Source organism: Pseudomonas sp. P8_241 (assembly GCF_034008315.1).
In the GTDB taxonomy this organism is placed as follows: domain Bacteria; phylum Pseudomonadota; class Gammaproteobacteria; order Pseudomonadales; family Pseudomonadaceae; genus Aquipseudomonas.
In genome coordinates, this window is record NZ_CP125377.1 from 832,001 (window position 1) to 856,798 (window position 24,798).

Annotated in this window: 26 protein-coding genes and 1 pseudogene; 17 read left to right on the forward strand and 10 right to left on the reverse strand. The window is 60.2% G+C overall.

From position 1 onward, the window contains the following. Positions 1-17 precede the first annotated feature (17 nt). The 4 genes from QMK58_RS03665 to QMK58_RS03680 all read left to right on the forward strand — a co-directional run bounded on the left by QMK58_RS03665 (position 18) and on the right by QMK58_RS03680 (position 4,864). Positions 18-389, forward strand: a complete 372-nt coding sequence (locus QMK58_RS03665) for a translation initiation factor Sui1 (RefSeq protein WP_007914613.1) — start codon at positions 18-20, stop codon at positions 387-389. Positions 390-606: 217 nt separating this feature from the next. Continuing rightward, on the forward strand, positions 607-2,520 hold the full coding sequence (gene speA, locus QMK58_RS03670; protein ID WP_053153949.1) for an arginine decarboxylase: 1,914 nt from the start codon (positions 607-609) through the stop codon (positions 2,518-2,520). Between the two features lie 233 nt (positions 2,521-2,753). Next, positions 2,754-4,073 carry a type VI secretion system Vgr family protein gene (locus QMK58_RS03675; protein WP_053153952.1) on the forward strand — a complete coding sequence of 440 codons (1,320 nt, stop codon included), beginning with the start codon at positions 2,754-2,756 and terminating at the stop codon, positions 4,071-4,073. Next, positions 4,070-4,864, forward strand: a complete 795-nt coding sequence (locus tag QMK58_RS03680) for a DUF4123 domain-containing protein (protein WP_320395881.1) — start codon at positions 4,070-4,072, stop codon at positions 4,862-4,864. Before QMK58_RS03675 ends, QMK58_RS03680 begins: the two co-directional genes overlap by 4 nt. Here the strand turns inward: QMK58_RS03680 and QMK58_RS03685 are convergent. Both QMK58_RS03685 and QMK58_RS03690 read right to left on the reverse strand, forming a co-directional pair. Then, positions 4,858-6,207, reverse strand: a complete 1,350-nt coding sequence (locus tag QMK58_RS03685) for an MATE family efflux transporter (RefSeq protein WP_053153959.1) — start codon at positions 6,205-6,207, stop codon at positions 4,858-4,860. The genes QMK58_RS03680 and QMK58_RS03685 overlap by 7 nt on opposite strands. An 84-nt stretch (positions 6,208-6,291) precedes the next feature. Beyond that, entirely contained in the window at positions 6,292-6,585 is a 294-nt protein-coding gene (locus QMK58_RS03690; protein WP_053153962.1) for a hypothetical protein, read from the reverse strand. Positions 6,586-6,763: 178 nt separating this feature from the next. Between QMK58_RS03690 and QMK58_RS03695 the strand changes: the two genes are divergently transcribed. The 8 genes and pseudogenes from QMK58_RS03695 to QMK58_RS03730 form a co-directional block, all read left to right on the forward strand. After that, entirely contained in the window at positions 6,764-7,066 is a 303-nt protein-coding gene (locus tag QMK58_RS03695) for a MazG-like family protein (RefSeq protein WP_053153965.1), read from the forward strand. Next, positions 7,066-7,815 (forward strand): methyltransferase, encoded by a 750-nt coding sequence (locus QMK58_RS03700; protein ID WP_053153968.1) that lies wholly within the window; start codon positions 7,066-7,068, stop codon positions 7,813-7,815. Before QMK58_RS03695 ends, QMK58_RS03700 begins: the two co-directional genes overlap by 1 nt. A gap of 12 nt (positions 7,816-7,827) precedes the next feature. Further along, positions 7,828-8,448 (forward strand): DUF4136 domain-containing protein, encoded by a 621-nt coding sequence (locus QMK58_RS03705; protein WP_053153971.1) that lies wholly within the window; start codon positions 7,828-7,830, stop codon positions 8,446-8,448. A 54-nt stretch (positions 8,449-8,502) separates the two neighbouring features. Continuing rightward, positions 8,503-9,066, forward strand: coding sequence for a DUF4136 domain-containing protein (locus QMK58_RS03710; protein ID WP_053153974.1), 564 nt, complete (start codon positions 8,503-8,505; stop codon positions 9,064-9,066). 146 nt (positions 9,067-9,212) lie between these two features. Further along, the gene (locus QMK58_RS03715; RefSeq protein ID WP_320395882.1) at positions 9,213-9,359 is read left to right on the forward strand and encodes a hypothetical protein; all 147 of its coding nucleotides are present in this window, start codon (positions 9,213-9,215) and stop codon (positions 9,357-9,359) included. A 3-nt stretch (positions 9,360-9,362) separates the two neighbouring features. Next, positions 9,363-9,938 carry a TadG family pilus assembly protein gene (locus QMK58_RS03720; RefSeq protein ID WP_320395883.1) on the forward strand — a complete coding sequence of 192 codons (576 nt, stop codon included), beginning with the start codon at positions 9,363-9,365 and terminating at the stop codon, positions 9,936-9,938. Further along, positions 9,886-10,098, forward strand: a complete 213-nt coding sequence (locus tag QMK58_RS03725) for a Flp family type IVb pilin (protein WP_082344400.1) — start codon at positions 9,886-9,888, stop codon at positions 10,096-10,098. Before QMK58_RS03720 ends, QMK58_RS03725 begins: the two co-directional genes overlap by 53 nt. Before the next feature lie 58 nt (positions 10,099-10,156). Next, positions 10,157-10,261 (forward strand): annotated as a pseudogene (locus tag QMK58_RS03730) (response regulator); the annotation flags it as partial. Positions 10,262-10,864: 603 nt separating this feature from the next. Here the strand turns inward: QMK58_RS03730 and QMK58_RS03735 are convergent. Continuing rightward, on the reverse strand, positions 10,865-11,719 hold the full coding sequence (locus QMK58_RS03735) for a MaoC family dehydratase (RefSeq protein ID WP_053153982.1): 855 nt from the start codon (positions 11,717-11,719) through the stop codon (positions 10,865-10,867). A gap of 2 nt (positions 11,720-11,721) precedes the next feature. Beyond that, positions 11,722-13,074: a 3-oxoacyl-ACP reductase gene (locus tag QMK58_RS03740; protein ID WP_053153985.1), complete on the reverse strand. Its 1,353-nt coding sequence runs from the start codon at positions 13,072-13,074 to the stop codon at positions 11,722-11,724. A 172-nt stretch (positions 13,075-13,246) separates the two neighbouring features. Here QMK58_RS03740 and QMK58_RS03745 point away from each other — a divergent pair, with 172 nt between their 5' ends. Next, the gene (locus tag QMK58_RS03745) at positions 13,247-14,524 is read left to right on the forward strand and encodes an acetyl-CoA C-acetyltransferase (protein WP_053153987.1); all 1,278 of its coding nucleotides are present in this window, start codon (positions 13,247-13,249) and stop codon (positions 14,522-14,524) included. A gap of 51 nt (positions 14,525-14,575) precedes the next feature. On the opposite strand, the gene QMK58_RS03750 is transcribed toward QMK58_RS03745, so the two are convergent. Beyond that, positions 14,576-15,289 (reverse strand): methyl-accepting chemotaxis protein, encoded by a 714-nt coding sequence (locus QMK58_RS03750; protein ID WP_371259751.1) that lies wholly within the window; start codon positions 15,287-15,289, stop codon positions 14,576-14,578. A gap of 708 nt (positions 15,290-15,997) precedes the next feature. On the opposite strand from QMK58_RS03750, the gene QMK58_RS03755 reads away from it, so the two are divergent. Next, complete coding sequence (locus tag QMK58_RS03755; RefSeq protein WP_053153990.1) at positions 15,998-16,891, forward strand: PA4780 family RIO1-like protein kinase; 894 nt, start codon at positions 15,998-16,000, stop codon at positions 16,889-16,891. A gap of 132 nt (positions 16,892-17,023) precedes the next feature. On the opposite strand, the gene cueR is transcribed toward QMK58_RS03755, so the two are convergent. From cueR to QMK58_RS03770, 3 genes are all read right to left on the reverse strand, one after another. Continuing rightward, positions 17,024-17,437, reverse strand: a complete 414-nt coding sequence (gene cueR / locus QMK58_RS03760; RefSeq protein WP_053153993.1) for a Cu(I)-responsive transcriptional regulator — start codon at positions 17,435-17,437, stop codon at positions 17,024-17,026. After that, positions 17,434-19,827: a heavy metal translocating P-type ATPase gene (locus QMK58_RS03765; protein WP_053153996.1), complete on the reverse strand. Its 2,394-nt coding sequence runs from the start codon at positions 19,825-19,827 to the stop codon at positions 17,434-17,436. The genes cueR and QMK58_RS03765 overlap by 4 nt, the downstream gene beginning before the upstream one ends. Before the next feature lie 189 nt (positions 19,828-20,016). Further along, on the reverse strand, positions 20,017-20,400 hold the full coding sequence (locus tag QMK58_RS03770) for a hypothetical protein (RefSeq protein ID WP_320395884.1): 384 nt from the start codon (positions 20,398-20,400) through the stop codon (positions 20,017-20,019). Positions 20,401-20,549: 149 nt separating this feature from the next. On the opposite strand from QMK58_RS03770, the gene QMK58_RS03775 reads away from it, so the two are divergent. Continuing rightward, positions 20,550-20,747 carry a cation transporter gene (locus QMK58_RS03775; protein ID WP_053154002.1) on the forward strand — a complete coding sequence of 66 codons (198 nt, stop codon included), beginning with the start codon at positions 20,550-20,552 and terminating at the stop codon, positions 20,745-20,747. A 93-nt stretch (positions 20,748-20,840) separates the two neighbouring features. Beyond that, a complete protein-coding gene (locus QMK58_RS03780) occupies positions 20,841-22,037 on the forward strand; it encodes a multidrug effflux MFS transporter (protein ID WP_320395885.1) in 1,197 nt (398 codons plus the stop codon). A gap of 8 nt (positions 22,038-22,045) precedes the next feature. Here QMK58_RS03780 and QMK58_RS03785 read toward each other — a convergent pair whose 3' ends face one another. Continuing rightward, the gene (locus QMK58_RS03785; RefSeq protein ID WP_172681778.1) at positions 22,046-22,219 is read right to left on the reverse strand and encodes a hypothetical protein; all 174 of its coding nucleotides are present in this window, start codon (positions 22,217-22,219) and stop codon (positions 22,046-22,048) included. A 239-nt stretch (positions 22,220-22,458) separates the two neighbouring features. Further along, positions 22,459-23,472, reverse strand: coding sequence for a zinc-binding alcohol dehydrogenase family protein (locus QMK58_RS03790; RefSeq protein ID WP_053154014.1), 1,014 nt, complete (start codon positions 23,470-23,472; stop codon positions 22,459-22,461). A gap of 125 nt (positions 23,473-23,597) precedes the next feature. Here QMK58_RS03790 and QMK58_RS03795 point away from each other — a divergent pair, with 125 nt between their 5' ends. After that, positions 23,598-24,527, forward strand: a complete 930-nt coding sequence (locus QMK58_RS03795; RefSeq protein ID WP_320395886.1) for a LysR family transcriptional regulator — start codon at positions 23,598-23,600, stop codon at positions 24,525-24,527. The last annotated feature ends 271 nt before the right edge of the window (positions 24,528-24,798 follow it).

A 24,798-nucleotide genomic window follows, 5' to 3' on the forward strand; every position in this document is an offset into this window, starting at 1 on the left:
TCCAAAGAGGATTGCCGGTGGCCAAAAAAGCCGCATCCTTCGCCGCCCTGGGTGGCTTGGTATTTTCCACCGACGCAGGTCGTCATTGCCCGGAATGCAGTAAACCGGTGGACGCCTGTATCTGCAAACAGACCGTTATCCCGGCCGGCGACGGCATCGCTCGCGTGCGTCGCGAAAGCAAGGGCCGTGGCGGCAAGACGGTGACCACCATCACCGGCGTGCCGTTGGCTGAAGACGCGCTCAAGGAACTGGCCACGACGTTGAAGAAACGCTGTGGGACCGGTGGGGCGTTGAAAGACGGGATCATCGAAATCCAGGGCGATCATGTCGAGCTACTCTTGGCTGAACTGATCAAGCACGGTTTCAAGGCAAAGAAGTCCGGCGGCTAGCAGCCTCTGTGAAAACCACCCTCGGCTTGATCCGGTCCTGATGACATCAGGCCCGGCATCGTCTACATGGTTTTCACAGAGCCTGTTCTGACCGGTATCTAAACTCACTGCGGTCGGCGGGGTCTATTGCCTCGTTGACGAACCGTCATTTTCATTCTTTAGACTGCGCCGGCCTGAACCCAGGCGACGCACTATGACTTCTTTATAGGGGACTTCGATGTCCGTACGACGCACACGCAAAGACGATGGCAGCCAATGGACAGTTGCGGACAGCCGCAGTGTTTACGGGATTCGCCATTGGGGGGCCGGGTATTTCGCGATCAATGACGCCGGTCGCGTCGAAGTTCGTCCGAACGGTCCGAGCAGTTCGCCAATCGATCTGTTCGAGCAAGTCGACCAACTGCGCAAAAGCGGCCTGTCCCTGCCGTTGCTGGTGCGCTTCCCTGACATTCTGCAAGACCGCGTGCGTCAGTTGACGGGCGCATTCGACGCGAACATCGAGCGTCTGGAGTACCAGAGCAAGTACACCGCGCTGTACCCGATCAAGGTGAACCAGCAGGAAGCGGTGATTGAAAACATCATCGCCACCCAGAACGTCTCCATCGGTCTGGAAGCCGGCTCCAAGCCTGAGTTGCTGGCGGTGCTGGCACTGGCTCCGAAGGGCGGCACCATCGTCTGCAACGGTTACAAGGACCGTGAGTTCATTCGGCTGGCGCTGATGGGGCAGAAGCTGGGCCACAACGTCTTCATCGTGATCGAGAAAGAGTCCGAAGTCGGCCTGGTGATCGAAGAAGCGGCCTCGCTGAAGGTCAAGCCTCAAGTGGGTCTGCGCGTGCGTCTGTCGTCGCTGGCCTCGAGCAAGTGGGCGGACACCGGTGGTGAAAAATCCAAGTTCGGTCTGTCGGCGGCGCAACTGTTGTCGGTGGTTGAGCGTTTCCGCGCTGCCGGTCTGGACCAGGGCATTCGCCTGCTGCACTTCCACATGGGTTCGCAGATCGCCAACCTGGCGGACTACCAGCACGGTTTCAAGGAAGCGATCCGTTACTACGGCGAGCTGCGCAACCTTGGCCTGCCAGTGGATCACATCGACGTGGGCGGCGGCCTGGGCGTGGACTACGACGGTACGCATTCGCGTAACGCCAGTTCGATCAACTACGACATGGACGATTACGCCGGTGTCGTGGTCGGGATGCTCAAAGAGTTCTGCGATGCACAGAGCCTGCCGCACCCGAACATCTTCTCCGAAAGCGGCCGTTCCCTGACCGCGCACCACGCGATGCTGGTGATCCAGGTGACCGACGTCGAGAAACACAACGACGACGTGCCGCAGATCGAGAACAAGGAAGCGTTGCCGGAAACCGTGCAGTGGCTGGTGGACCTGCTGGGTCCGACCGACATCGAGATGGTCACCGAAACCTACTGGCGCGCCACGCACTACATGAGCGATGTTGCCTCCCAGTATGCCGACGGCAAGCTGACCCTGGCCGAGAAAGCCCTGGCCGAGCAGTGCTACTTCGCCGTATGCCGTCGACTGCACAACTCGTTGAAGGCGCGTCAGCGTTCCCACCGTCAGGTGCTGGACGAACTCAACGACAAGCTGGCCGACAAGTACATCTGCAACTTCTCGGTGTTTCAGAGCTTGCCGGACACCTGGGCCATCGATCAGGTGCTGCCGATCATCCCGCTGCACCGCCTCGACGAAGAACCATTGCGTCGTGCAGTGCTGCAAGACCTGACCTGCGACTCCGACGGCAAGATCAACCAGTACGTTGACGAGCAGAGCATCGAAACCAGTCTGCCGGTGCATGCCCTGAACGAAGGCGAGGATTACCTGCTGGGCGTGTTCCTGGTCGGCGCGTATCAGGAAATTCTCGGCGACATGCACAACCTGTTCGGTGACACCGACTCGGTGAACATCTACCAGAACGCCGATGGCAGCGTGTATCACGCGGGCATCGAAACCCACGACACCATCGAAGACATGCTGCGTTACGTGCACTTGTCGCCGGAAGAACTGATGACCCACTACCGCGACAAGTGCGCCAGTGCCCGCATCAGTGCCTCCGAGCGCACCCAGTTCCTCGATGCCCTGCGCCTGGGGCTGACCCGCTCGTCTTACCTGTCTTCCTGAGGTAAGCACTACGCTCATCAGGTTGTCTGAAAATTTACCGTTTGCTGCGGAAATTTCAGATGACCTGGTGAGGCGGCTCTCTAGTTTTCCGAGAAATTTCCCACGTCCTCAGCGAATCAGGCTATTGGTCCTCTTTTCGCGTAGGTCATTTCCTAAGTTGTATTTCAGCTCTCTACTCGGCCATGCCTCTCGGCGAGAATCCCCGGCCGCCCCTCCTGTAGAGAAAAAAACCGATGTTCAATCCAGTCAGCGAGCCTTCATTTCGTCTGGATGTAGCAGGTTTGCACGATGTCTTTGAGGTTTTGGCCTTTACCGGTAGCGAAGCCATCAGTGCACCGTTTGTGTTCGACATTCAATTGCTGATCGCGGATCGGATGCTTGACCTGGCCAGCCTGTTGTACCGTTCCGCCGCTTTGCATTTCGGGCCAGTGGGAAGTTGCGTGCATGGACAATTGCAGGAAATCGTCCAGCGCGATCACGGTGGGGGTGTCAGGCTTTGTCAGGCACGTCTGGGCCCGCGGCTGGCCTGTCTCGCCCAGCGCGTCAGCCAACGGATCTTCAGTGGCCGCACGGTGCCGGAGATACTCGGCCAGGTTCTCAAGGAACACGGCATAGTCGGCAAGGCACGGCGTTTCGAATTGAGTGGTGAATACCCACCTCGGGATTTCTGCACGCAGTACCGAGAGTCGGATCTGCAATTTTGTCAGCGTCTGTGTGCCGAAGAGCGAATTCATTACCGTTTCGAGCACCATGCCAACCTGCATTGCCTGGTGTTCAGCGATGCCCCAAGGGATTTTCCCGTGGGCGAGTTCGCGATGTTCAGGACCGAGGGGGGGGCGCCCGCAGTACGTCAGTTCGAGCATCAGCGCAGTGATCAGTCTGCCGTGCAACTGGCGCAATGTCGTACCGATCTGCCAACCCTGCGCAGCGGTCAGCTGATGCCGCTGGCCGGCCACCCGGTCACGCAATGCAATCATCGTTGGTTGCTGACGAGTGTCGATCATCATGGCAGTCAGGACATGGCGGCGCCTTATCACAATCAGGTCCGGGCACTTCACTGGGCGACACCATTCGAGCCGCCGTGTCCGGCCGCCAAACCCCGGATGCATAGCCTGCACCGCGCGTGGGTGGTCGAAGTCGATGAGCCGACCCCTGATCCCGAAAGGCCGGTGCCGGTGCAATTTGACTGGATCTACCAAGGGGAGGGCGCGGTGTCCAGCCACTGCTGGCTGGCGCTGGACCCACAACTGCAATCCAGCACCGGCGCGACATTGCACGAGGGGACCGAGTTGGTCGTGAGCTTCATCGAAGGAGATCCGGATCAGCCGTTGATCACCGGGGTGCTGCATGTGCCGCAAGCTACCGAAGAATTGGACGCTTGCGTGCCGCCACTGGACGCCGTGAGCGAGAAGGTTCTGCAGCAATGGTTGCATGGCGGTGAACCTCTGATGTTGTTGTGCCTGTTGCCCGGTGGCGGCAGCTTCAATCATTGTGCTCAGGTGCTCTGCAGTTGCCGCGCGGCGACATGGCTTGGCCAGAGCGGCAGCCTATGATTGGCACCCCATCCACGCGTGACTCGCCGCCGCAATGGTTGTTGCTCGATACATCGGCTGCGGTACCCGCCACAGAGATTCTGCGACAGGTGTTTGCCCAGGCACGGTGGTTCTGGTTGTTCGAAGGCACGGAATGGCAGGCGCAGAAAACGCACGGACCGGTACTTGTCGATCTGATGAGTTGCCCGGTTCTGACTGATTTGTGCGACGTCGATGGGCAGCGCTGGCGAGGATTATTGATGGTCAGTGACGTATCGGTCGCACGTTTGCTGGCGCACTTGCGACGCATGCTGACCGTCACTTTCGGTCTGCACCGGGCGATGCTGAGTTACTACAACCCGAACACGGCAAGTTACTTTTTCGACGCCTGTGATGCCGCCGAACTGAGCCGCTGGCTGGGACCGATCAGTCAGATACGCTGGTTCGGTGGAACCTGGGCTGATCGCGCGATGGGGTGTGAAGGCTGGCAATGTTTGCACAATCCGGGGTTGGCGGTGAGGCCGCTGGCAATCGAAGAAGACCTCAGCGCCGGACAACAGGGGAAACTTCAGACTTGCCTGCTTGAACAGTATGCGTGGCGCTGGAGCCGAGCCACCTCTATCGAATATCGCGACCTGTGGGCCAAATTACAGGAAGGATTGGCGCTGGGCTTCAGCCAGCGTGCGGTGCTCGATGACTGGTTGACGTTACGGTTGCAGCATCCTGGCGCTGTGTCCGTGCAGCCGTTGACGGGGCGGACCCAGCAGGAACGCCTCGATCATTTGCGTCGCCTGTGGCAGCGCGATCAGTGAGTGGCACGAGTGAACCAGCCATCGTCGCGCCGCAGATACCAGGCAATCACGCCAAGCGTCAGGCTGCGCAGCAACATGAACAACAGGAAGGTAATCCACAGGCCATGGTTGCCCCAGTCCTGCAGCCACACGCCGAAAGGGATCGCCAGTGCCACCGTCAACAGCATGCCGTTGCGCATTTCCCGGGCACGAGTGGCGCCGATGAACAGGCCATCGAGCAGGTAACTCCAGACCGCAATCAACGGCAGGGCGGCGAGATAGGGCAGATAGACGAACGCGGTGTCACGCACGCTTTGAATGTCGGTCTGCATTTCGATAAAGAGATGCCCGGCGAACAGAAAGAACACCGCAAAACCCAGGCTCGCCAGCAGGGACCAGCCACACGCCACCACCAATGAACGGCGCAGGGCATCGCGATCGCGGGCGCCGATGGCGTGCCCGCACAGGGCTTCCACGGCATGGGCCAGGCCATCGAGGGCGTGGGCGGTCAGCAACAGGCCATTAAGCAATAGGGCGTTGGCGGCGACCGTGGCATCGCCCAGTCGCGCACCTTGCACGGTGATCAGGAAAAACACCGATTGCAGCGCCAGGCTACGGATGAAAATGTCGCGGTTCACCGCCAGCAGCGGCCGCCAGCTCTGCCACACCGCCAACGCGGCCCAGACGATATGCCCGGGGTAGGCACGCAAGGCTTTGCGGGTCATCAGCAAACCGATCAGGGCACCGGTCCACTCGGCAATCACCGAGGCTCGTGCGGCCCCGACCACGCCCCATTCCAGGCCGAGGACGAACCACAGGTTCAGGGCAATATTGACCAGGTTGGTGCTCAGCAGAATCGCCAACGGTGCCCGGGCATTCTGGGTGCCGAGGAACCAGCCGACCAGCGCGTAACTGGCCAGTGCGGCCGGCAGTCCGAATAGTCGAGTGTGGAAAAACTCGCGAGTCAGTTGATCGAGTTCGGCCGACGGTTGCATGAAGTGCAATGCGGCCCCGCTCAACGGTACACCCACTGCACCTAATACGACCGCCAGCCCCATAGCCAGCAGTAACCCTTGCAACAAAATCTGCCGCAACGCCGCGCCATCCCCGCGCCCGGCGGCTTGAGCAGCGAACCCGGTAGTGCCCATGCGCAGAAAACCCATGGCCCAGGCGAGAAAGGTGTACAGGCTGGCACCCACCGCCACGGCGCCGAGTTGATGGGCATGGGGCAGGTGACCGATGACGGTGCTGTCGACCAGCGCCACCAGCGGAACGGAAATATTCGAGAGAATCATCGGCGCGGCCAGCGCCCAGACCCGGCGATGGGTGGGGCGGTCGCGCCAGTCGGCGATCAGGTTGGACATGCAGGCTCCTCGGCGGAGCCGGCATTGTAACGACACATCGCGAGCAAACTGCGATCAATTGTGGCGAGGGCGCTTGTGCAGGGTCTAGTGGATGATCCAGCTGAGCAACCACAGACCCAGCATCAACCAGATGATTCCCATGATGATCGATGCATTGAGAAAGGCGCGAATCGCCGACCACAGCAGAATCAGCCCGAGGATCAGGGTGATGATGCTGACAACCGATGTATCCATGCCCAGCGCCCCGGACAAGCCTTCGACAAAATTGCTGCTGGCATTGCTCAACAGGTTGAACAGCCCGCTGAGGCCATCAACGATGAAACGGATGATCGAGCCAAGTACCTGGCCGAGCCATTCGGAAAAACCTTCTACCTGCATGGAGTGCACGTCCTGATTAAAGAGAATTGAGTCTTGGGCTGTCGATCATGCTGCCGAGTTCCCACTAGCATAGAGCGTTGCACAGTCCCTCCGACAAAAAAACAAAGGTGACACTCAACCGTTGTCACTTGCCATCCTCGGTCATCCCCCTGAAGCTATACGCCTTCAGGAGAGCCCGATGAACCTTGTTGAACTGACCGAACGCCTGCACGCCATCCGTGACCGCAATGACTGGCGGCAATTTCACAGCCCGAAAAACCTGGCCATGGCCGCTAGCGTGGAAATGTCCGAGCTGGTGGAAATTTTCCAGTGGCTGAGCGAAGACCAGTCCCGCCAGTTGCCGGCAGACAAGCTTGCCCACGCCGGGCAGGAAGTTGGCGATATCGTTCTGTATCTGCTGTTGTTGTGCAGTGAGTTGGGCCTGGACATGGAACAAGTGGTGCGCAGCAAACTGGCGGACAGCGAACGGAGGTTCAGCTGATGAGCGACCGTCACTTCGATCAGTTGGCGACCCGTTTCGCTGAAAAAATCTACGGCGGTGCCAAAGGTGCGATCCGTCTGGCGGTGTTGCAGGCCGACCTGTCCGAAACCCTGCCGGATCGTCCGCTGCGCGTGCTGGACATCGGTGCCGGCCTTGGTCACATGTCGTTGTGGCTGGCCGAGCGCGGCCATCAGGTAACCCTTGCCGAACCCGCCGAGCCGATGCTCGACGGCGCTCGCCAGCGTTTTGCAGACGCGGGGCAGACAGCGACGTTCATCCAGGCCCCGTGGCAAGACCTGCTCGGCCAACTTACCGAACCTTACGATCTGGTGCTGTGCCACGCCGTACTGGAATGGCTGGCCGAACCCCATGCGATTCTGCCGGTGCTGCATCAGTTGACCAAGGCCGACGGTTGGCTTTCCCTCGCGTTCTACAACCGCGATGCATTGATTTACCGCAACTTGCTCAAGGGCCACTTCCGCAAGATGCGCAAGAACGACATGGCCGGTGAAAAGCAGAGCCTGACCCCGCAACAGCCCCTTGATCCGCGCGAATTGGCGGCGCAACTTGAAGGTCTGTGGCAGGTCGAAATCCAGAGTGGCGTGCGGGTTTTTCACGATTACATGCCGGTGGAATTCCAGGCCCGCGCCGAGTTGGTGGACTTGCTGGAAATGGAACTGGCCCACCGTCGCCATCCGAGCTTTGCCGGGCTTGGGCGTTACTTGCACTGGATCTGTCGGCCGATCTGATCGGAGCTCGAAATGAAAAGTCGTTCAGGGTTATTGGTGATCTGTCTGGCGCTGACCGCTTGCCAGGGCACCAACCCATATGTGGCCACCTCCAAGCCCTTGCCGCCGGCGCCGCCCGAGGCCGCCAAAACCTTTGACCGCAGTGCCTATCCGGCGCCGGTCCGCGACTATGGGCGCTATCGCAGCTGGGCCTGGCTCGACGGGCATCTGCCTCCTGGCACAGCCTGGGCGGACTCGGCACAAGTCGCCGAAGCTGTCAGCAATGCGCTGGATCAACGCGGTTTGCGCCCATTGCACGATAATCGCCCGGCAGACCTGTTCGTCAGCGCCGACCTGCGCATGGAAACGCGTTTGCGTCAGGCTCGGGACGATTATTACGGTGGTGCGTACTACGGCGGTTATGGCGGCTACAACCACTACGGCAACAGTTACGGTGCGTACACCGCGGTTCCAGTCATCCGCACCTATTCGGAAGAGGTTGTGGTCGTCCAGGTGGACATGTACGACGCCCAGAGCGGTCAACCGGTCTGGAGTTCCAGTGCCGAAACCAGCAACCGTGGCAGTGAAAGTCAGCGCACCGATGCCATTCGGGAGGCTGTGGAAAAGGCCATGTCAGCGTATCCTCCCAGTTAGCTTCTGTAGATAAGAAGCATTTCGCAGGTTCATGCCTTCCACCGGAGAATCATCATGTTCCGCCGTTTAGCTTTACTGGCAGTGGCCGCGCTGCTCAGTGCCTGCGCCGCCAACCAGGTTAATCACGACTATGATGCCAGCCGTGACTTCGCGGCTTATCACAGCTGGAGCTGGAAAGAACCCGCTCTGCAATATCGTCCCGATGATCCACGGATCAAGAGTGACCTGACCGAGCAACGCGTGCGCGAGGCGGTGACCGATCAACTGGATCAGCGTGGCTTGCGCCCGGCAGCCTCGGGCGCCAAGGGTGATTTGAATGTGCAGGCCTACCTGATTGTCGAGGAACGCCAGCAACAGGTGACCACCAACTACGGTGGCGGATGGGGTAACCCATGGTATGGCTACTATGGCGCGCCGATGTACAACGAAACCCGCCTGGTTTCTTACAAGGTCGCGACCATCCAGATCGACCTGCTCGATGGCAAGGACGGCAAGCTGGTGTGGCGCGGCAGCGATGAGCAAATGCTCAGCGGCAGCCCGAATCCATCGGATCGCAGTACGGCCATCCATGAAACGGTCACCCGGATTCTGGCCAATTATCCTCCGCGCAGAACCTGACGTTGGCGCTTTCATGACCCCCTGTTTCGCAGGGGGTTTTTCATTGTCTTAAGTGGCTAGTTGCCAGCAGCCTCGACCACCCTTGTCTACACTGCTTTTCACCAATGGAGGTAGCACCCGGCAGTGCGCCGGCAAAGGAGTGCGCCATGTCTCCCCGTATGCAGTTTCGCGGCCCGGCCCGGCAACGGGGAGCGCTTGGCCTGATGGCCGCTTTGACCTTGACCATGGCCCTGGGCTCCATGCTGTTGGTGGTCGATAGCGGCAGGCTTTATCTGGAGCAGCGCGAGATATAACGGTTGGCGGATGTCGCGGCGCTCGAGGCGGTCAGCCGCAATGGCGATTGCCTGTCACCGGGGATGAGTGCTGCGGGTTACTCGCTCGAAAGTGCCACCCGAAACGGATACAACACCAACGATGGCATGACCCTGGAAACCGCCTGCGGCTCGCTGCAGACAGGGGCCAATAACCTTCGCGCCTTCGTGGTCGATGCGAACAAAAAAGAAGCGGTTCGCGTAATCGTGACCCAAACGGTAACCACCAGTTTCGCGGCGGGCATCTATGCGTTGATGAGCCCGGGCCCCGTCAATCTGACCACCAAACTCAGCGCGACAGCCGTCAGCGCACCGGCCATCTTGCCACCCCTGGCCATGCTGACTATCGGCAGTACGGCGCTGGTGGTTGACTCCAGCAAGTCGGCAGCGTTGAACCTGCTTTTGGGGCAGATGCTCGGGGGCAACCTTAACCTGAGTGTCGCCGGATGGCAGGGCCTGGTCGACACCCAGATCAACCTGCTGGGTTACCTTCGTCCAGGAGAATGTCATGTCTTTTTCCAAGCTTGTTCAGAAGGTCAAATCCGAAATCGCTTTTTATAAAGGGCTGGCGAAAGATACCGAGGGAGCTTCGGGTATTGAGTATGCGATTGTGGCAGCAATGGTCGCCGTGGTAATTGCCGGGCTAAGTAGCGGAGTGGGCACTTCGATCAAGACTCTCTTTGCAACTATCACAACGGCTTTGATTCCTGCTGCTCCGTAGCCAAGGCGTGGGTTACTTGTTATTGCTAAAGGCGGATTTTAATGTCTGCGCTAACTCGTTGCAGGTGCTCGATTTGTTTCGCAAGCCGATTTATCACGTGCGGTTGTTGGAGACGCTGAACAATCTGTTTCCCCAGCCACTTGTTTATCTGGTCAAGGGGTGACTTGGCGGCCTCTGGGCCGACCATGTTGTGGGTTGATTGGGGACATATCCGTTTTTGCGGTTACGGCGGCTTGTGGTTTCGCCCTTACGGCGAGTCACTTTTTTTACAAGCGCCTAAAAAAAGTAACCAAAAAAACGCTCGCCCCGAGCGTCCGGCCCCTCGCTTAGGCTCGGCGTTCCTTCGCTCCGGTATTCATCCGGGGTCATCGCCTCCGGTCGGCTTCGCTTCGACCTCCTCTCGATGTGTTCGACTGCGTCGAACGGCGCTGCGCGCCTACCCCCCGGATGAACACCTCCACTCAGCCTCCCGAAGGGGCGGGTGGATCAAGATCAAGAGCTGCAGGCGAGCTAACGCTCGGCCTGTTGAGTGGTGGAAAGCAGGGGGTGATGCCCCAATCCGTGTAGGAGCTGGCTTGCCAGCGAAGGCGGCCTGCCGGCCGACCTGAATCTTACGGATATACCCAATCCCTGTAGGAGCTGGCTTGCCAGCGAAGGCGGCCTGCCAGCCGACCTGAATCTTACTGTTATACCCAATCCCTGTAGGAGCTGGCCTGCCAGCGAAGGCGGCCTGCCAATCCACATTATGTAGATCCCATAAACCCTGTCAGGCAACCGGCCGCCAATGTCCAACCATGTGCTCCAGGTCTCCCGCGCCCAGCATCTGCAAGTCCCCGCTCGCCCCCGGTGCACTGGCCATCAATGTCACTTCGCTGGGCAGGCGCACGGGTTTCCTGAACTGCACGGCGATTTCGATGTTCGCCGCCGGCAGATGCTCGGCGAGCGCAGCCAGGGTGCGTGCCTTGTTCCACAAACCATGGGAAATCGCAGTCGGGAAACCAAACAACCTGGCACTCGCTGCACTCAGGTGAATCGGGTTGTAGTCGCCGGACACTTTGGCGTACTGCCGGCCAATGTCCGAAGGTGCTTCCCAGCGAGCGACTTCGGTCAATGTCAGCGTCGGCACTATCGACTCTTCAACCGGCTCGCCTTCGAATTTGACGCCGCGACAGAGCATCTGACTTTGCGCTTCCCACAGCGGCCCCAGCTGATCGTCCAGCGTCGTGAGCAGATCGAACGTGGCGCCTTTGGCGTGGGGCTGCAGGTTTTGTACCTGCACGCTGACTCGCACGCGGCTCACTCCACCCATCGGGCGCAACACACGGATGCGATTGCTCAAGTGAATCAAGCCCAACAGTGGAAAGGGAAAGTCTTTGGCGGTGAGCAGTTGCATCTGCAACGCGAAACCGAGGATGTGCGGGTAGGTCGGCGGCAGCAGGCCGTTGTCGACAAAACCGCAGACCTTGCGATAAGCCGCCAGCCGCTTGGGATCGACATTGACCCAGCAGCGCATCCCCGAATCGGGCAGGGTGGTGCCGGTGATTTTGCGGCGTGTCGCTGCCCTTGCATAAAGGCCCGTCAGGCCGGGTTCGCGGTTGAGGGTGTGCCAGTCGGTGATCATGCTCAAGCCCCCAGAACGCTTTGCCCGCAAACCCGCAGCGCTTGCCCGGTGAACGCGCCGGTGCCCGGTTGCGCGAGCCAGGCCACGGTTTCGGCGACGTCTTGCGGCAGACCGCCCTGACCGAGCGAGCTCATGCGTCGCCCGGCTTCGCGCAGGCCGAATGGAATGTGCGCGGTCATTTGCGTTTCGATGAAGCCCGGGGCCACCGCGTTGATGCTGATACCGCGCTCCTGCAACAGGGGGGCCCAGGCCTGCGCAAGGCCAATCAATCCGGCCTTGCTCGCCGCGTAATTGGTTTGCCCGCGATTGCCGGCGATGCCACTGATGGAGGCCAGCAGGATCACTCGGCCGTCGTCGTGCAGCGTACCGTTGTCGAGCAGGGCCTTGGTCAGCACCTGCGGAGCATTGAGGTTGACCGCCAGCACCGCGTCCCAGAATTCGGGGGTCATGTTGGCCAGGGTTTTATCCCGGGTGATGCCCGCGTTGTGCACCACAATGTCGATGCCGTCGGGCAACTGTTCGATCAATTGTGCCGCGGCGTCTTCGGCGCAGATGTCCAGGGTGATGCTGCGGCCACCAAGGCGGGCGGCGAGGGCGTCGAGATCGGTCTTGGCTGACGGAACGTCCAGCAGGATGATGTCGGCGCCGTCACGGGCCAGGGTTTCGGCAATCGAGGCGCCGATACCTCGCGCCGCACCGGTAACCAGCGCCTTGCGCCCGGCGAGCGGTCGCGTCCAGTCCGTTACTTGAGTCGCGCAAGGTTGCAGGCGAAGGACCTGTCCGCTAACAAATGCACTTTTGGGCGAAAGGAAGAACCGTAGCGGGCCTTCGAGTTGATCTTCCGCACCTTCGCCGACGTAGATCAATTGCAGCGTGCCGCCGCTGCGCAGCTCCTTGGCCAGCGACCGGCTGAAGCCCTCCAATGCACGTTGCGCACTGGCGGCGAACGGGTCGCTCAAGGTTTCCGGTGCCCGCCCCAGCACCACCAGATGTGCGCAATGATCGAGATTTTTCATCAGAGGCTGGAAGAATTCGCGCAGCTGTTTGAGTGCGTCGGTGTGCACCAGATCACTGGCGTCAAACACCACGGCCTTGAGTTTTGGCCCGTGACCGGGAATCCATGCCGTGGCCATGGAAGGCTCGGTGCCGTAGCGGTAGATTGCATCGGTCAGGCGGTTGGCAAAGGCGCCGACTTTCTCCGCCAGAGGCCCGCCACCAATCAGCAGTGCACCTTCCACAGGGCGCAACCGTCCTGCTTGCCAACGCTCCAGTCGGGTGGGCGAAGGTAGCCCGAGCGCGCCGACCACACGATGGCCGAAGGACGAGTTGGCGAAGTCGATATAGCGGTCGGACATGGAACGCGCTCCAGTGGCTGAGGTTCAAAGTGTGGACCATGAACGCTGATCAGTCGTTCGATTCACAAGATAAGGCCTACGCTAGATCATTGTAGGAGCTGCCGAAGGCCCGAGCGCGGACCGAGCCTTCGGCAGCTCCTACCGGATTTTGATTTTTCATCAGGAGCTTTTCATGACTCAGTTGCGTCGCGTCGCGATCATCGGCGGTAACCGGATTCCCTTCGCTCGCTCCAACGGCCAATACGCCACGGCCAGCAATCAGTCGATGCTCACCGCCGCCCTCGAAGGCCTGATCGAACGCTACAACTTGCATGGCCAGCGCATCGGTGAAGTGGTCGCCGGCGCAGTGCTGAAATTGTCGCGGGACATGAACCTGACCCGCGAGTGCGTGCTCGGTTCACGGCTGTCACCCGCCACCCCGGCCTATGACATCCAGCAGGCCTGCGGTACCGGGCTGGAAGCGGCGTTGCTGGTGGCGAACAAGATCGCTTTGGGCCAGATCGATAGCGGCATTGCCGGTGGCGTCGACACCACCTCCGATGCGCCGATCAGTGTCAGTGAAGGGCTACGCAGAATTCTGCTGCAAGCCAATCGCGCCAAGACCACCGGCGACAAACTGAAGACCTTCTTGCAATTGCGCCCCAAACACCTGATCCCCGAATTCCCGCGCAACGGCGAACCGCGCACCGGTTTATCCATGGGCGAGCATTGTGAGTTGATGGCCCAGACATGGAACATCCCCCGTGAAGCACAGGATCAACTGGCGTTTGAGAGTCATCAGAAATTGGCCGCGTCTTATGCCGAAGGTTGGCACAACGATCTGATGACACCATTTCTCGGCCTCACCCGCGACAACAACATGCGTGCGGATTCGACGCTGGAAAAACTCGCCTCACTCAAACCGGCCTACGAGAAAAGCGCCAAGGGCACCCTGACGGCGGGCAACTCCACGCCGCTGACCGATGGCGCATCGCTGGTGCTGCTGGGCAGCGAGGAGTGGGCGAAGGAGCGCGGTTTACCGATTCTTGCTTACCTGCGCGATGGCGAAGCGGCGGCAGTGGATTTCGTCAACGGCGCGGAAGGCCTGTTGATGGCGCCGGTCTACGCGGTGCCGCGCCTGCTGTCGCGTAACAGCTTGACCTTGCAGGACTTCGATTACTACGAAATCCACGAAGCTTTCGCCGCGCAAGTGTTGTGCACCTTGAAGGCCTGGGAAGATCCCGAGTACTGCAAAACCCGCCTTGGCCTTGACTCGCCACTGGGCTCAATTGACCGCAGCAAACTCAACGTCAAAGGCAGCTCGTTGGCGGCCGGGCACCCGTTTGCGGCAACCGGCGGGCGCATCGTCGCCAACCTGGCGAAGCTGCTGGATGCGGCGGGCAAGGGACGCGGGTTGATTTCGATTTGTGCCGCGGGTGGGCAGGGCGTGACCGTAATCATCGAAAGGTGATTTGAGTGGGTGTCTGTTTGCAAAAGATCGCAGGCTGCGATCTTTTGATCTTTAAGTGCGGAAGCGGCGCACCGGCCCGTCTAGCTCACTCGACAACCCGGCCAGGCTCTGCGAGTCCAGTCTCGCCGAGTTGGCCAGTTCCGCCACCAACTGCGCATCGTCATGAATCTGGTTGATGTGCCGGTTGATGTCTTCGGCCACCTGATGCTGCTGTTCCGCCGCCGTGGCGATCTGGGTGTTCATGTCGCGGATCACATCCACCGATTCGCGAATCTGCCCGAAGCTGTTGCGTGCTTCACCGATCCGCGTCACCGATTGCTGCGACACTTCCAGGTTCGCGTGCATCTGCTGGGCCACTTGGCTGGTGCGTTTGGCCAGGGCTCGCACTCCATCCGCCACCACGGCAAAACCGCGACCCTGTTCACCTGCGCGCGCCGCTTCAATGGCCGTGTTCAGGGCCAGCAGGTTGGTCTGTTCGGCAATCGAGCGAATGGTCCCGAGGATCGACTGGATGTCGTTGCTGTCTCGCTCCAGCTGTTGCATTGACTGGGCCGACTGTTCGATTTCCTGGCTGAGGCGATCCACGCTGTTCACCGCAGCATCGATCTGTTGCTGACCTTCGCGCGCCTGGCGCTGGCCGCTGTCGGCGGACTCGGCGGCCTGGCTGCAAGAGCGTGCGACTTCGTTGGCGGTGGAGACCATTTCGTGGAATGCCGTGGACACCATGTCCACCGCTTCACGCTGGCGCCCGGCAGCTTCGGCCATCTCGCTGGAAACCTGGGTCGAGCTCCTGGACGTGGCGAGGATCTTGCCCGCGGCGCCGCCGATGCTCTGGATCAAGTTGCGAATCGCGGTCAGGAACTGGTTGAACCAGCTGGCCAGTGGGGCGGTTTCATCACTGCCACGGATTTGCAGGTTCTTCGTCAGGTCGCCTTCGTCTTGGGCGATGCCTTCCAGTCCGCTGGCCACGATACGTAACCGCCGGCGGCGGTGCCGAGGATGGCGTAGGCGTAAGCCGGATGACTGTTACCGAGGTCCTGAAGGAGGGTAAAGACTTTTTTGTCGGCCTCGCCCTGGGGAATGCTTTCGGAGTCAACTCGGGTCCTTGAGTGCGGCATCGCTATTGTTGTCGCAGCGATTGTCGGACAAATCGATTTGTCACTTAGGACTTCGGCTGTTGTCGGAGGAAATTGAGGTCCATTGAGAAATATCCTACAAAGGGTATGAGCCCGGATGTCAGCTTCTGTCACAAATGCCCTTGCAGACCTTGCACTACAGGTCATGCGAGCTCGGCTATGATCTTTGGCGGCTCGGGATGGACACCGCAATGTTGCGATCAATCCGGCACATTGTGTGCTTCTTGTCGTTCCTGGCAGTGTTCATAGGTCGGCCCCCCCTCCCACCCGTGAGTGGATTGCCGTATAACGAATGACTTTCGCGTGTTTGGTAATAAAGGACCCACAATAAAAGCTGATGAAGACTCCAAAACGCATTGAACCCCTGATCGAGGACGGTCTGGTCGACGAGGTGCTGCGCCCACTCATGAGTGGTAAAGAAGCAGCTGTTTATGTGGTGCGCTGCGGCAACGAGTTACGTTGCGCCAAGGTCTACAAGGAGGCGAATAAACGCAGTTTCCGTCAGGCGGCCGAGTATCAGGAAGGCCGTAAGGTACGCAACAGCCGTCAGGCCCGTGCGATGGCCAAGGGCTCGAAGTTTGGCCGCAAGGAAACCGAAGATGCCTGGCAGAACGCCGAAGTGGCGGCGCTGTTTCGTCTGGCCGGTGCCGGTGTGCGGGTGCCCAAACCGTTCGACTTCCTCGAAGGCGTGCTGCTCATGGAGCTGGTGGCCGACGAGTATGGCGATGCGGCGCCGCGTCTGAACGACGTGGTACTGGAGCCGGACCAGGCGCGTGAGTATCACGCGTTCCTGATTTCGCAGATCGTGCTGATGCTGTGTACCGGTCTGGTGCACGGTGACCTGTCCGAGTTCAATGTGCTGCTGACTCCGACCGGCCCGGTAATTATCGACCTGCCGCAAGCGGTGGATGCGGCGGGCAACAACCACGCATTCAGCATGCTGGAACGGGACGTGGGCAACATGGCGTCCTACTTCGGCCGGTTCGCACCGGAACTGAAGAAGACCCGGTATGCCAAAGAAATGTGGGCATTGTATGAGGCCGGCACCCTGCACCCGGCCAGCGTCCTGACCGGCGAGTTTGACGAACCGGAAGAGCTGGCCGACGTGGGCGGCATCATGCGCGAGATCGAGGCTGCACGCCTGGATGAAGAGCGCAAGCAAGCGGCCCGTGCGGCGGATGACGCGCCACCCAACAAGGCCGAAGAACCGCCTCCACCCTGGATGCAGTGATCGGCTAAAGAAAAACCCGGCGTCGGCCGGGTTTTTTTCATCTACCGTAGGAGCTGCCGAAGGCTGCGATCTTTTGATCTTTGCCTCTAAAAAGATCGCAGCCTTCGGCAGCTCCTACATAAGCATTGGGTTTCAGGCTCGAACCGGTTCGGTGCAACAACCCGACTCCAGGTTTTTCAGGATCGGACAATCCGGCCGATGATCGCCCTGACAATGCTCGACCAAATCCTGCAACGTATCGCGCAATTGCCCCAGTTCGCGGATTTTCTGGTTCAGGTCATCAATGTGCTGACGCGCCAGTGCCTTCACATCGGCACTGGCCCGCTGACGGTCTTGCCAGAGGGTCAGCAGTTTGCCGACCTCTTCCAGCGAGAAACCCAAATCCCGCGAGCGTTTGATGAACGCCAGGGTGTGCAGGTCGTCATCGCCATACACCCGGTAACCGCTCTCGGTGCGATGGGCGGCCTTGAGCAAACCGATGGACTCGTAATAACGAATCATCTTTGCGCTCAGGCCGCTATGGCGGGCCGCTTGGCCGATGTTCATCGGTTGTCCTCCAGATCCTCGGGTTTCCAGGTTTTCAACAGTAGCGCATTGCTGACCACGCTGACGCTCGACAAGGCCATCGCCGCACCGGCCAGCACCGGATTGAGGAAGCCGAACGCCGCCAGCGGGATGCCGATCAGGTTATAAACGAAGGCCCAGAACAGGTTCTGACGAATCTTCGCGTAGGTCTTGCGGCTGATCTCCAGTGCTGCCGGCACCAGGCGCGGATCGCCACGCATCAGGGTGATCCCGGCCGCGTGCATGGCCACGTCGGTGCCACCGCCCATGGCGATACCGATGTCGGCTGCTGCGAGGGCCGGGGCATCGTTGATGCCATCACCGACCATCGCCACCACACCGGTTTTCTTCAACGTTGCAACCGTGGCGGCTTTGTCCGCTGGCAGCACTTCGGCGTGCACGTCAGTAATGCCCAGCGCTTGGGCAACTACGTTGGCGCTGCCGCGATTGTCACCGGTCAGCAAGTGGCTGCTGATGTGGCGGACGGCGAGTTGCTGCACGGCTTGCAGCGCACCGGGTTTGAGGGTGTCACCGAAGGCGAACAGGCCCAGCACGCGCGGGTCGGGGCTTTGCTCGATCAACCAGGACAAGGTCCGGCCTTCGGTTTCCCAAGCGGTGGCCGAATCGGCCAGTGAGCCGGGTTCTAAACCGCAGTCTTGCAACAGGCGACGGTTGCCCAGCGCCAACCGACGTCCCTCAAGGGTTCCGGCAATACCGCGCCCTGTCAGGGACTGGCTGTCGGTGACATCGGACACGCTCAAGTCGCGTTCCGCGCAGGCGTCGAGAACCGCTTTGGCCAGCGGATGCTCGCTACCGCGTTGCAGGGCACCGGCCAGTTGCAACAGGGTCGCTTCGTCACCGTCGATCGCACTCAAATGCGCGATGCGCGGTGCGCCAGACGTCAATGTGCCGGTCTTGTCGAACACCACGGCGCCGACTTCATGGGCACGCTCCAATGCCTCGGCATCTTTGATCAGAATCCCGTATCGCGCCGCGACCCCGGTGCCGGCCATGATCGCCGTCGGTGTGGCCAGCCCGAGGGCGCAAGGGCAGGCGATCACGAGCACGGCGACAGCGTTGATCAGCGCGGTTTCCATTGGCGCGCCGTACAGCCACCATCCGATCAGGGTTGCCAAGGCAATCAGCAGCACCGTGGGCACAAACACCTGGCTGACTTTATCCACCAGTTTCTGGATCGGCGCTTTCGCGGCCTGGGCGTCTTCCACCAGGCGGATGATCCGCGCCAACACGGTTTCTGCACCGAGGGCCTGGGTGCGTACCAGCAACCGGCCTTCACCGTTGATCGCGCCACCTGTGACCTTGTCACCGGGTTGTTTGGGCACCGGCAGGCTCTCACCGCTGATCAGGGCCTCGTCGGCATGGCTCTGGCCTTCGATCACTTCGCCATCCACCGGGAAGCGCTCGCCGGGTTTGACCATCACCAGGTCATGAAGGCGCAGGGCGCTGATGGCGACTTCTTGCTCGCGCCCATCGATCACCTGAATCGCCCGTTCCGGACGCAAGGCTTCAAGTGCGCGGATAGCGCTGGCTGTCTGGCGCTTGGCGCGGCTTTCGAGATATTTACCCAGCAACACCAGGGCAATCACCACCGCCGAGGCTTCGAAATACAGATGCGGCATGCGATCGGTGGCCGTGGCCCATTCGTACACACTCAAGCCATAACCGGCGCTGGTGCCGAGGGCTACCAGCAAGTCCATGTTGCCCGCCCCGGCGCGCACGGCTTTCCACGCAGCGACATAAAACCGTGCGCCGAAGATGAATTGCACCGGCGTGGCCAGGGCGAATTGCGCCCAGGCCGGAAGCATCCAGTGCACGCCGAACGGCTGCAACAGCATCGGCAGCACCAGTGGCAAGGCGAGGGCGATGGCCATGATCAAGGCCAGACGCTCGCGGTGCAGGCGCTGTTGCTGGTTATCGGCAGGTGGGTGGTCGGCTTCCCGGACGCTGGCGGTGTAACCAGCTTTGGTCACGGCGGCGATCAGGATTTGCGGGTCGATCTGGCCGAGTAGTTCGAGGTGGGCGCGTTCGTTGGCCAGATTGACGCTGACGCTCTTCACCCCCGGCACTTTGTTCAGCGCACGTTCGACGCGACCGACGCAGGAAGCACACGTCATGCCGTCGATGCTCAATTCCAGACTGTGCTGTGGTACGCCATAACCGGCTCTTTCCACCGCCTCCATCAACGCGGGCAGGCTGCCAGAAGGCGCCTGGACTCGCGCCTGTTCAGTGGCGAGGTTGACGCTGACGGCACTGGCGCCGATGACGTTACTCAAGGCGCGTTCGACACGGCCCGCGCAACTGGCGCAGGTCATGCCGGTTATCGGCAGATCGAACGTGGTGGAATCGGACATCGGTCGCACTCCCTGTAGTAGATGACCACAGGATCAACCTTGCCATGCTGGCAAGGTCAAGCACCAATCTGATATTCACCGCAGATCCAATTGTAGGAGCAAGCTTGCTCGCGATGGCGGCGGCACATCCAATATGGATGTAAGTGTCAGACCGCTATCGTGAGCAGGCTCGTTCCTACAAGGGGTGTGTCAGTAGCCGAGATCGGCGCGCTTCAGGTACATCCCTTCCCGCGTCATCGCGATCCGGTACTTCAGCACATCACCCGCCCTGAGCTGGATGTCCTGAGAGCCCGGCGCGAGCATGCCCGGGTTGCATCCCGGTGCCTGGCCAGGCAGCAGTTTAAGACGCAAGGTCACATTGCCCGGCGGCAGGTTGAAAGACGTGCTTTGCTCCTGAAACAGCCGCGCCGCCAGTTGATCCTGGATGTACACGCCGATTTCGCAGCTCGTCGCAACTTCCAGCCGCTCGCGGGAAATGATCAGCACGCCATAATCCTCCCCGGCAGCATTGGCTGAGGACACCGCGGCGAAGAGGCTGAGAAAGCCAAACAGGCTGAAAGCTGACCAGCGCATAGGCTGCATCTCCTGAGTTCAAGTCATTGATGGACGCAGCTTGGCCGAGGCCGGCGCCGATTGCCAGCCCGGCAGATCACTTCAGAACTTGACCTTGCCATGGTGGCAAGCTCCAGACTGCTCACAACCGTCATCCAAGGAGTCTTCCCATGCAAGTGTTCAACGTTGAAGGTATGTCCTGCGGTCACTGCGTCAAGGCCATCACTCAGGCTGTCCAGGCAAAGGACCCCGCGGCCAGCGTGCGCGTCGATCTGAAGGCCCGAGAAGTTGGCGTGGAAAGCGCGCTGACCGCTCAGCAAGTCGTCGAGGCGATTAGCGAGGAAGGCTACGCAGTAAAGCTGATCTGATCTTTTTAATAGTTAGCGAGCTATCTTTATGTGCAAGGCGTCCATGCGCGGCTAGACTGTCGGGCTGCTGACTTCTGCCGCACTGGATGCCTGATGAACTTTCGTACCATTTTGATTCTTGGCGCCTTGAGCGCGTTCGGTCCGCTGGCGATCGATTTCTATCTGCCCGCCTTTCCGGCCATGGCCCTCGCCTTCGGTACGGACGAAACACACGTTCAGATGACGCTGGCGGCGTACTTCCTCGGCCTGTCCATTGGTCAACTGGCTTATGGTCCGGTGGCGGATCGGTTCGGGCGACGCATGCCATTGCTGGCCGGTGTCGGGCTGTTCACGGCCGCTTCCCTGGCCTGCGCTTATGCGCCGAATCTGGAGTGGCTGATCGGTGCGCGTTTCATCCAGGCGTTGGGTGGATGCGCGGGGATGGTAATTTCCCGGGCGGTGGTCAGCGATAAATGTGATGCAGTGGGTTCGGCGAAAGTCTTTTCGCAACTCATGCTGGTGATGGGGCTGGCGCCTATCCTCGCGCCGATGCTCGGCGGGCTGTTGGTCAACACCACAGGCTGGCAGTCGATCTTTCTTGTCCTGTCCGGTTTCAGTGCATTGGCGGGCCTGGCCATCGCCTTGGGATTGCCGGAGAGTCTGCCGGCTCACATACCGCGTCAACCGCTCTCGGGTGCATTGCGTCAGTACGGTCGGTTACTGGCCGATTCGGTGTACCTCGGACATGCCCTGATCGGTGGCATCGCCATCGCCGGGATGTTTTCCTACATTGCGGGCTCACCGTTCGTCTTCATCAAACTCTACGGTGTTCCGGCTGAGCATTTCGGCTGGCTGTTCGGCATCAATGCGCTGGGGTTTATTCTGGTGGCACAGATCAACGCTCGCTTGCTGACCAAACGTGGACCGGCTTTTCTGCTGGCGCGCGCGGTTTGGGTTTACCTCGGTGCCGGTTTGACCCTGCTTGCGGTCAGCGCTCTGCACCCCGAGCACCTATGGCCGCTGTTGATTCCCTTGTTCATCTGCATCGCCAGCCTCGGTTGTATCCTGCCCAATGCCTCGGCGTGTGCCATGAACGGGCAGGGCGCCCGCGCCGGCAGTGCTTCGGCGATGCTTGGTTGCCTGCAGTTCAGTGTCGCAGCCGGCGCGGCGGCACTGGTCGGTGTGTTGCACGACGGCAGCGCCGTGCCGATGGCAATGGTCATCAGCCTGTGTGGAATTCTGGTGGTGAGCGCGACGATGCTCACCCGACGTCTGCAAAATGCCCGGGCGCTGGCGCAAGCCCAGGTTTGAGTCAGCCATCAGCCGGCAGCGCGCTGCGGGTGGAGATCGGGAAGTTGATGAGGGGCGTGGATGCGCGCTTCAAGGAGACGCGTGAAAGCGCGAGCTTCTGCTTCGCTGCGGAAGGTGACTGCATGCTGGTCCAGACGGACCTGCCACTGGGATTTTGCCAATTCTTTTATCAGGATCTTCACAGCTGATCTCCTCTCGTAAAAGACGTTCACGCAAAAGACTGCCTCGCAGGAGATTCGATTGTAGTCCTGAATACGAGCACCAATGTGACAAGGATCAACTGTCGGACTGACGGTTTGTAACGAAAAAAAACACTCTTTTTCGGCCGTATGAATCGCAGCCGCGTGCGACCGGAGCATCCCGGTCGCACACGGCGTAAACGTAGCGAGTGATGAAAATCGCGACCGATTTCTTCAGCGCTTCAGAACCCTTCCAGCACAATCTTGCCCTTGGATTTTCCGCTTTCCAGCAGCGCATGGGCTCGGCGCAGGTTCGTGGCATTGATCGTGCCGAAGTGTTCCCCGACCGTGGTTTTCAGTGTACCGGCGTCAATCAACTGGGCGACTCGGTTAAGCAGTTTGTGCTGCTCGATCATGTCGTCGGTTTCAAACAGCGAGCGGGTGTACATGAACTCCCAGTGCAACGACAGGCTCTTGCGTTTGAGCTTGGTCACGTCCAGCGACTTGGGATCATCGATCAGCGCCAGTTTGCCTTGGGGCGCCAATGCCTCGACCAGTTGATCCAGGTGCTGGTCGGTCTGGGTCAGGCTGGCAACGTGGGTCACCTGATCAATGCCGGCCTGTTTGAGTGCTTCGCTCAAGGGCAGGTTGTGATCGATGACCAGATCGGCGCCAAGTGCTTTCACCCAGCTCTGGGTTTGCGGTCGCGAAGCGCTGCCGATGACGGTCAGACCGGTGAGTTGTTTGGCCAGTTGCACCAGAATCGAACCCACGCCGCCTGCGGCACCGACGATCAGCAAACGCTGGCCTTCGTCGGTTTCTCCTTCGCGCACTTGCAGGCGTTCGAACAGCAGTTCCCAGGCGGTAATGGCGGTCAACGGCAGCGCGGCGGCTTCGGCGAAGCCGAGGGTTTTCGGCATATGCCCAACAATGCGTTCATCCACCACGTGCAGTTCGCTGTTGCCGCCAGCGCGAGCGATGGAACCGGCGTAGAACACCTTGTCGCCGGCCTTGAACAACGTGACTTCGCTACCGACGGACTTGACCACGCCGGCCACGTCCCAGCCCAGCACCTTGGCGGCACCGTTTTCAGGCTGGACGTTCTGGCGAACCTTGGTGTCCACCGGGTTTACGGAAATGGCTTTGACTTCCACCAGCAGGTCGCGAGTGCCGGCGACCGGTTCCGGCAGCTCGATGTCTTGCAGGGCTTTTTCGTCGCTGATCGGTAATGAGGCGTAGTAGGCAATGGCTTTCATGGTCAGTTCCTGAGCATTAATAAAGAAGAGATTCGATGGCGCAGATGATTAGCTATTTTTCCTGGAGATAAAACCGGCTAAAACAGCAGTCTCTTTCAATGCTTTTTTGATAATCGGTATTCTGGATGCTACGTTTCGATGACTTGCAGTTGTTTGTCCGGGCGGCGGACCTGGGCAGTCTGTCTGCTGCCGCAAGGGGCATGGACATGTCGCCGGCGGTGGCCAGTGCAGCATTGAAGCGAATTGAGCAGCAACTCGGTGCCCGGTTGCTCGCCCGCTCGACCCGCAGCCTGCGCCTGACCGCCGAAGGTGAAGGCTTTCTTGAATACGCCCGGGCAGCGTTGAGCAATCTTGACGAAGGCCGGCGTCTGTTGGCCAGCGGTCAGGATCAGGTCAGTGGCGTCTTGCAGTTATCGGCGCCGTCGGACTTCGGGCGCAATTTGCTGTTGCCCTGGCTGGACGAGTTTCAGCGCGAGCATCCGAAACTTACCGTGCGCTTGTTGCTGGGTGACCGTATCGCTGATTTGTTTCGCCAGCCTGTGGATATTGCCCTGCGCTATGGCGAGCCGGAAGACTCCAGCCTGGTAGCCCTGCCAATCGCCCCGCAGAACCGTCGCGTGCTGTGCGCGGCGCCGGAGTACCTGGCCCGGCATGGCGAGCCGCGGCATCTGGAGCAGTTGGCGCAGCACAATTGCCTGTTGTACATGCTGGGCAGTCGCGTTCACGACCATTGGCGTTTTCACGACGGCAAGCGAGAGGTCGGCCTGACCGTCAGCGGTGATCGTTTCAGCGACGACGCCGATGTCGTGCGGCTGTGGGCCGTGGCCGGTGCCGGTATCGCTTACAAATCCTGGCTGGATGTGGCCGGTGATGTCCTTGCCGGTCGCTTGACAGTGCTGCTGCCCGAATTGCTTTGTGAGCGTGCACCACTGAATCTGTTGTGCGCCCATCGCGCACAATTGAGTAAGCCCGTGAACTTGTTGCGAGAAATGCTGGCCAGTCGATGCAGCCGCTTGAGCGTTCATTTTCCGGGGTTGACGGCTATCGACGATTAGTCGCAGGAAAATAGCGAAATTTCCTTCAGGAACTATCAGCACCCTTGGTTTGCGAAGGGCAGGAACCGGAGGTTAACCCGCCTATACTAGCGCTCGCCTCAGGTATGCAGCGTCGATCGCAATGACGAGGCCTCGCATACCCCGAGCCTGACCTCTGCAGTCGCTGCCCGTTGATGGCTCAGGTGCGCGAAGACTTTGCCCGGGTAAAGGCGGTTTCCTCGGATTGGCCTACGACACATTACTGTTCAAGGGGTCTCTGGACAGTGGACGA

Coding starts and splice junctions, on each gene's coding strand:
- QMK58_RS03695 (WP_053153965.1), top strand. CDS start 6,764: ATGAACCTTGTTGAACTGACCGAACGCCTGCACGCCATCCGTGACCGC.
- QMK58_RS03680 (WP_320395881.1), top strand. CDS start 4,070: ATGATTGGCACCCCATCCACGCGTGACTCGCCGCCGCAATGGTTGTTG.
- QMK58_RS03795 (WP_320395886.1), top strand. CDS start 23,598: ATGCTACGTTTCGATGACTTGCAGTTGTTTGTCCGGGCGGCGGACCTG.
- QMK58_RS03780 (WP_320395885.1), top strand. CDS start 20,841: ATGAACTTTCGTACCATTTTGATTCTTGGCGCCTTGAGCGCGTTCGGT.
- QMK58_RS03690 (WP_053153962.1), bottom strand. CDS start 6,585: ATGCAGGTAGAAGGTTTTTCCGAATGGCTCGGCCAGGTACTTGGCTCG.
- QMK58_RS03765 (WP_053153996.1), bottom strand. CDS start 19,827: ATGTCCGATTCCACCACGTTCGATCTGCCGATAACCGGCATGACCTGC.
- QMK58_RS03745 (WP_053153987.1), top strand. CDS start 13,247: ATGACTCAGTTGCGTCGCGTCGCGATCATCGGCGGTAACCGGATTCCC.
- QMK58_RS03675 (WP_053153952.1), top strand. CDS start 2,754: ATGTTCAATCCAGTCAGCGAGCCTTCATTTCGTCTGGATGTAGCAGGT.
- QMK58_RS03790 (WP_053154014.1), bottom strand. CDS start 23,472: ATGAAAGCCATTGCCTACTACGCCTCATTACCGATCAGCGACGAAAAA.
- QMK58_RS03700 (WP_053153968.1), top strand. CDS start 7,066: ATGAGCGACCGTCACTTCGATCAGTTGGCGACCCGTTTCGCTGAAAAA.
- QMK58_RS03750 (WP_371259751.1), bottom strand. CDS start 15,289: ATGGCCGAAGCTGCCGGGCGCCAGCGTGAAGCGGTGGACATGGTGTCC.
- QMK58_RS03770 (WP_320395884.1), bottom strand. CDS start 20,400: ATGCGCTGGTCAGCTTTCAGCCTGTTTGGCTTTCTCAGCCTCTTCGCC.
- QMK58_RS03775 (WP_053154002.1), top strand. CDS start 20,550: ATGCAAGTGTTCAACGTTGAAGGTATGTCCTGCGGTCACTGCGTCAAG.
- cueR (WP_053153993.1), bottom strand. CDS start 17,437: ATGAACATCGGCCAAGCGGCCCGCCATAGCGGCCTGAGCGCAAAGATG.
- QMK58_RS03705 (WP_053153971.1), top strand. CDS start 7,828: ATGAAAAGTCGTTCAGGGTTATTGGTGATCTGTCTGGCGCTGACCGCT.
- QMK58_RS03740 (WP_053153985.1), bottom strand. CDS start 13,074: ATGTCCGACCGCTATATCGACTTCGCCAACTCGTCCTTCGGCCATCGT.
- QMK58_RS03735 (WP_053153982.1), bottom strand. CDS start 11,719: ATGATCACCGACTGGCACACCCTCAACCGCGAACCCGGCCTGACGGGC.
- QMK58_RS03725 (WP_082344400.1), top strand. CDS start 9,886: ATGTCTTTTTCCAAGCTTGTTCAGAAGGTCAAATCCGAAATCGCTTTT.
- QMK58_RS03755 (WP_053153990.1), top strand. CDS start 15,998: ATGAAGACTCCAAAACGCATTGAACCCCTGATCGAGGACGGTCTGGTC.
- speA (WP_053153949.1), top strand. CDS start 607: ATGTCCGTACGACGCACACGCAAAGACGATGGCAGCCAATGGACAGTT.
- QMK58_RS03715 (WP_320395882.1), top strand. CDS start 9,213: ATGTCTCCCCGTATGCAGTTTCGCGGCCCGGCCCGGCAACGGGGAGCG.
- QMK58_RS03685 (WP_053153959.1), bottom strand. CDS start 6,207: ATGTCCAACCTGATCGCCGACTGGCGCGACCGCCCCACCCATCGCCGG.
- QMK58_RS03710 (WP_053153974.1), top strand. CDS start 8,503: ATGTTCCGCCGTTTAGCTTTACTGGCAGTGGCCGCGCTGCTCAGTGCC.